This window comes from Spongiibacter sp., from assembly GCF_041602295.1.
In the GTDB taxonomy this organism is placed as follows: Bacteria; Pseudomonadota; Gammaproteobacteria; order Pseudomonadales; family Spongiibacteraceae; genus Spongiibacter.
Map to the genome: position 1 here is coordinate 1 of NZ_JBFIGO010000151.1, position 4,678 is coordinate 4,678.

Consider the following 4,678-nt stretch of genomic DNA (forward strand, 5'->3'; position numbering starts at 1 on the left):
CACTTGATGGCCGACGCAGCCCTGCCAGATTTCCATGGCGGGGTCGTTGACCTGAATGGCTTCGGCTTGGCGGTGTATCGGCACGATGGCCTGGTCGGTATGCCACTGGTGGCCGCTGTCGTCTTCAAACCAGCCGGCGAGGGTGCAGCGGTTTTCCCAGTGGATGGGTAGCCACATGAAGTGCAGGGCCTGGAAGCTGTCGATCGGCGCGCCGCCGGTATAGGCCGCGCCCACGGGTCGAATGCCCCAGGAGCGATCTTTCAGGCCGTAGGTGCTGTCGCCGTTGACGGTGATGTCGCGGCCCTCAATGCGGATGCGGCCCTGCCAGTCGCCGAACTGGTCGATGCGAGTGGCGTCCATTACCAGGTGGCGGGCATTGCGCAGGGTTTGTCGCCCCTCGGGGATCACGCCGGTTTTTGGGGTGAATACCAGGTCGCATTCGATATTGGTGTCATTGGCGGCAATGACTAGGCGGTGGCGGCCCATGGGCTCAAGGATGGAGAGTTTAAAGGGGCCAACGTCGAGGTCGCTGGGCTCGTTGGAGGCGCGGCGGGAGCCGTGAAACGCGTATTGCTTGCCATCGATGACGACACTGAAGCTACAGTCGACAATGCCGAGGTTGGGGTAGCGACAAAGGCCAATGCCGAAATAAAAGGCGCCGTCTTTCGCGTGGCCGTTATACCAGAAGCGGTCGTAGGTGAAGCGGTCGCTGCTGGCGGTTTGGGCAATCGGTTCAGCGGTTTGGTGTATGGGGTAGTCGTCCAGTTTACTGATCATTACAATGATTCCTCAGGCGGCGGCTTCCGAAAGCATTTTTTCCAGGTATTTCACTTCAAAGCAGCTGTTAAAATGGCTGTCGATACTGTCTTGGTTATTCATTCCGATCGACATGCGCCCCAGTAGCAGTGCGAATCGCAGCCCGGCAAACACTAGGTAGTAGGGCAGTTGCTCAATGCTGTAGCCGCTTTGTCGGGCCCAGTGCTGGGCCGATTCCTGGCGATTGGGGAAGCCGTCCAGTGGCGGGAAATCGAGGCCGTGGCTAAACAGCTCGTCCATATACACCCACCAGGCCAGGTCCTGCAGTGGGTCGCCAAGGGCGACCATTTCCCAGTCCAGCAGGGCCGCAACTGCGGTTTTATCGGCTGTGAAGATGACATTGGCCATTCTGGAGTCGCCCCAGCACAGGCGCTTGGCCTGTTCCTGGGGCTGGTGCTCGCGCAGCCATGCCAGGGCGCGCTCGGCCACGTCGTGGGGCAGGAATTCGCCGTCTCGTTGATAGCCCCAGCGGTAGTAATTTTCCCAATAGCAGAGCTGTTCATCCAGGCTTTTGGGAATGGCGCAGTCGTTGAGCATTGTGCTTATCGGCGCGGCGCTGATGTCCAGGCGATTGACTTGGGCAAGCCGATCGAGACCGGCCAGCCATAGGTGGCGGCGGGTATCTGGTTCTTGCTCGGTCAGCCAGCCATCCATATGGTAGGGCGGCAAGTCCGGCGGAATCAGTCCTTCGGTTTTTGCCATTATGTAGAAGGGCTGACCTAAGACCTGTCCGCTTAGTTCTTTGGCGACAATGCGCGGTACCGGAATATCGCTGTGCGTGGCCAGCATTTCGATGACTCGGCACTGTATGTCCAGATCGTATTCCGGGAATGCGAGATACTCGCCCTGTGGTTCGATGCGCGCGACGTAGGAGGTGGCCGTGTCGGCGGCGTCGTTCGCGCCGTGGAAGGCATCGAAGACCATGGTGATATTCGACATGCCGGTACCCTCGGGAACCGTTAGGGTGGGAATGCGCAGCTGTGTGTCGAGTTGCTCGGACAGCCAGCGCTCAAGGTTGCGGCGGGTTTCTTCCGGCTGCTCTAGTACCGGTGTGGGGCGATGGTCGTTACTCATAATGGCCTCTTCTTATACTGGTTGATATTTAGCCGATATTTCATGCTAACACGAATTAGTTAACGGTGTTATTATATTTTTAACAGGGGAGCTTGAATGACGGATAAGGTTCGCCGGGTAGGCCGGCCAAGCACTACCAGCCGGGAGGCAATACTGGCGGTGGCGGTGCGGCTGGTTCAGCAGCAGGGGGTGTCGGCGTTGAGTTTGCGGCAGTTGGCCAGGGAGCTGGGCATCAGCCCAACCTCTCTCTATCGCTACTTCGCCAATAAACAGCAGCTGCTCAGCGCGCTGGGTGATCAGGTGTTGAGTCTGAACGGCGATACACTGGCTGCCGGACTCTCTTGTGAGCAGCGCTTGCAAGCGCTGCTGGAGCAATTGCGCCAGCAGGTGCTGGCCTTTCCCGGTTTGCTGCGCGAATTCAACCACGCCCTGCCGGCGGAGACGATGGTGGCCACTATCGCCGCTTTGGCGCAGCCGATTATCGATATGAAGGTGGGGGAGGATGTGGCCGTTCGCCACGCCCAGTCACTGCTGTGGATGACACTGGGCTTTGCCCTGTTTGAGAGCTCATCCAGTCAGGCCGAAATCACCGGGCAATTTGTCGATCTTCCCCCACACTTGCAGGCTACCTCGAAGCATTTGGAGCTGGGCAACCATGAGCGGCTGTGGCGGGAGTTGGTGGCGAGGAATATCTGTGGCATCGTGGCGTCGCAGCCCTAGGCCGCCGTCGCCGCTTTGCAGCAGGGTGGCAGCGGCGGTGTCTGCCGCTCAGCTGTTCCACCATTTACCAGAGGAAGCGCGCCCGTGTCGCTAATGTTTGAAGAGATCGACAGCCAAGACTCACCCCTGGGCGAGATCTCGCTGCGCCGCCGGCGGATGCCGGCCTTTGGCGACCGCGATATCTACGAAGTTAAACTCGGCGATGAGTTTTTGATGTCGAGCATGTTTGTCGAGGCCGAGGAAGCGCTGTCGACCCTGGGTTTGGCGGCGGTGCAGGGCGATAAGCTCAGTGTGGTGGTCGGCGGCTTGGGGCTGGGTTACACCGCCGTGCAGGCTTTGCAAGACGCCCGGGTTGACGAGTTGTTGGTGGTTGAGGCGCTGGACACGGTGATTGGCTGGCATCGCGATGAGCGGGTGCCGCTGGGCGCCAAGCTGAATGCCGATGCGCGCAATCGCTATGTGTCCGGTAGTTTCTTCGAGCTGGCGACAGATGCCGAGCGCGGCTTTGACCCCGACCACCCCGGCAAAACCTTTGATGCCATTTTGCTGGATATCGATCACTCGCCCTCGGAGTTTTTAAATGCCGCCAACGCCGGTTTCTATACCCGCGAAAATCTCGCATGCATGGCGGCGCAGCTTAAGCCAAAAGGCGTGTTTGCCATGTGGTCGCAAAACCTGCCGGACGCCGGCTTTACAGCGCTGCTGGCCACGGTATTCGACCATGTTGAGTCCCATGTGGTGGCGTTTTATAACCCCTTTCAGAACGGTGAATCGACGAACTCGGTATATGTTTGCGTGACGGGCGCTTAGTTACTGGCGGCTCGCCTGGCAAGGGGCGGGGTCAGCAGGCCTTAGCATGCTTGGCGCGGTACATCAGCGAATCGCCCTCATTGAGCAGGTCGGTGATATTGCTGTGGATGTTTGGGTCAAATTCGACAATGCTGTGGGAAAAGTCGATGTCGTAGTCGCGTTTGGCGCGTTGGTTGTAGTGGGCGATGGCGCGACTGAATTTTTCCACGGCAGTTTCAGCTAGCTGTTTACTGGTATTGCTGAGGAGTACCACAAATTCGTCACCGCCGATGCGCGCACAAATATCGGAGCAGCGGTATGCGTCGATCATTTGCCGGGCAAATGCCGCCAACACTTTATCGCCCTCTAGGTGGCCGTAGTTGTCGTTTATCGGTTTGAACTTGTCGAGGTCAATAAACACCAGGCTGGCTTTGGCGTCCTGGCGTTGGCAGAGGTTGAGATTGTATTGGGCCAGCAGCATAAAGCCGCGACGATTGGCCAGCTGGGTAAGTTCGTCTTGGGTGGCCATGTACGTGGTGGCTATTTGCTGTTCGACCATTGCCGTCAGGTCCTTGAGCGCGGCAATGTCGTCGTTTCCGAGAACTCTGGGTTGTCGGTCAATAATGCACAATGTGCCGAGTTTTTGGCCGTTGGGTGCGCTGATGGGACAGCCGGCATAAAAGCGGATATAGGGGGCTTCAAGCACCAGGGGGTTATCGACAAAACGCGAGTCGAGATAGGTATCTTGGATAATAAAGGCTTTGCTGTCGAGGATGGCGTGGCCACAAAACGACACATCGCGCGGCGTTTCACCCACCTCTAGGCCAATACAAGACTTAAACCACTGCCTATCCTCGTCAACCAGGGTGACCAAGGCGATGGGCACGTTAAACATATATTTAGCGAGGCGGGTCAGTCGATCAAAGGCCGCGTCGGCGGGGGTATCTAACAGGTGCAGCGAGCGCAGGGTGGCAAGGCGCGTAGATTCGTCTTTGGGCAGTTCAGGTTTCAGCATTCGAGTCCCCTAGGCGGGTTTGAACTGAGCGCCTTCCCTGGTTACTAGCGAGTCGCCGAGCACTGCTTAGGGCCCAGCGAGTGCTAAGTATATGAAATTTTAGGGATATGGCTATACGAATAACTACTAGGGCAAACCCGCGCCTTAGTGCAATAGCTGGTTGCCGCTGCGTTGCCCCGCAGAGTCGCTAAGTTGTTGTCGATATTTATTATTTCTGTTTTTAGGGGCGGCGTCAGCTGGCCGCCACCGCCCGCAATCGCTACC

6 protein-coding genes are annotated in these 4,678 nt (G+C 58.0%); 2 read left to right on the forward strand and 4 right to left on the reverse strand.

Features of this window, described 5'->3' with window-relative positions; genetic code table 11:
• Positions 1 to 777: hypothetical protein (locus ABYM29_RS14810; protein ID WP_372865561.1), on the reverse strand; the 777-nt coding region annotated here is incomplete at its 3' end.
• Between the two features lie 12 nt (positions 778 to 789).
• Positions 790 to 1,890: a phosphotransferase family protein gene (locus ABYM29_RS14815; protein ID WP_372865562.1), complete on the reverse strand. Its 1,101-nt coding sequence runs from the start codon at positions 1,888 to 1,890 to the stop codon at positions 790 to 792.
• 96 nt (positions 1,891 to 1,986) lie between these two features.
• Between ABYM29_RS14815 and ABYM29_RS14820 the strand changes: the two genes are divergently transcribed.
• The gene (locus ABYM29_RS14820; protein WP_372865563.1) at positions 1,987 to 2,610 is read left to right on the forward strand and encodes a TetR/AcrR family transcriptional regulator; all 624 of its coding nucleotides are present in this window, start codon (positions 1,987 to 1,989) and stop codon (positions 2,608 to 2,610) included.
• Positions 2,611 to 2,703: 93 nt separating this feature from the next.
• Complete coding sequence (locus ABYM29_RS14825) at positions 2,704 to 3,420, forward strand: spermidine synthase (RefSeq protein WP_372865566.1); 717 nt, start codon at positions 2,704 to 2,706, stop codon at positions 3,418 to 3,420.
• A 31-nt stretch (positions 3,421 to 3,451) separates the two neighbouring features.
• On the opposite strand, the gene ABYM29_RS14830 is transcribed toward ABYM29_RS14825, so the two are convergent.
• Both ABYM29_RS14830 and ABYM29_RS14835 read right to left on the reverse strand, forming a co-directional pair.
• On the reverse strand, positions 3,452 to 4,414 hold the full coding sequence (locus tag ABYM29_RS14830; RefSeq protein ID WP_372865564.1) for a GGDEF domain-containing protein: 963 nt from the start codon (positions 4,412 to 4,414) through the stop codon (positions 3,452 to 3,454).
• An 83-nt stretch (positions 4,415 to 4,497) separates the two neighbouring features.
• The coding region (locus ABYM29_RS14835) for a hypothetical protein (RefSeq protein WP_372865565.1) at positions 4,498 to 4,678 on the reverse strand (181 nt) is incomplete at its 5' end.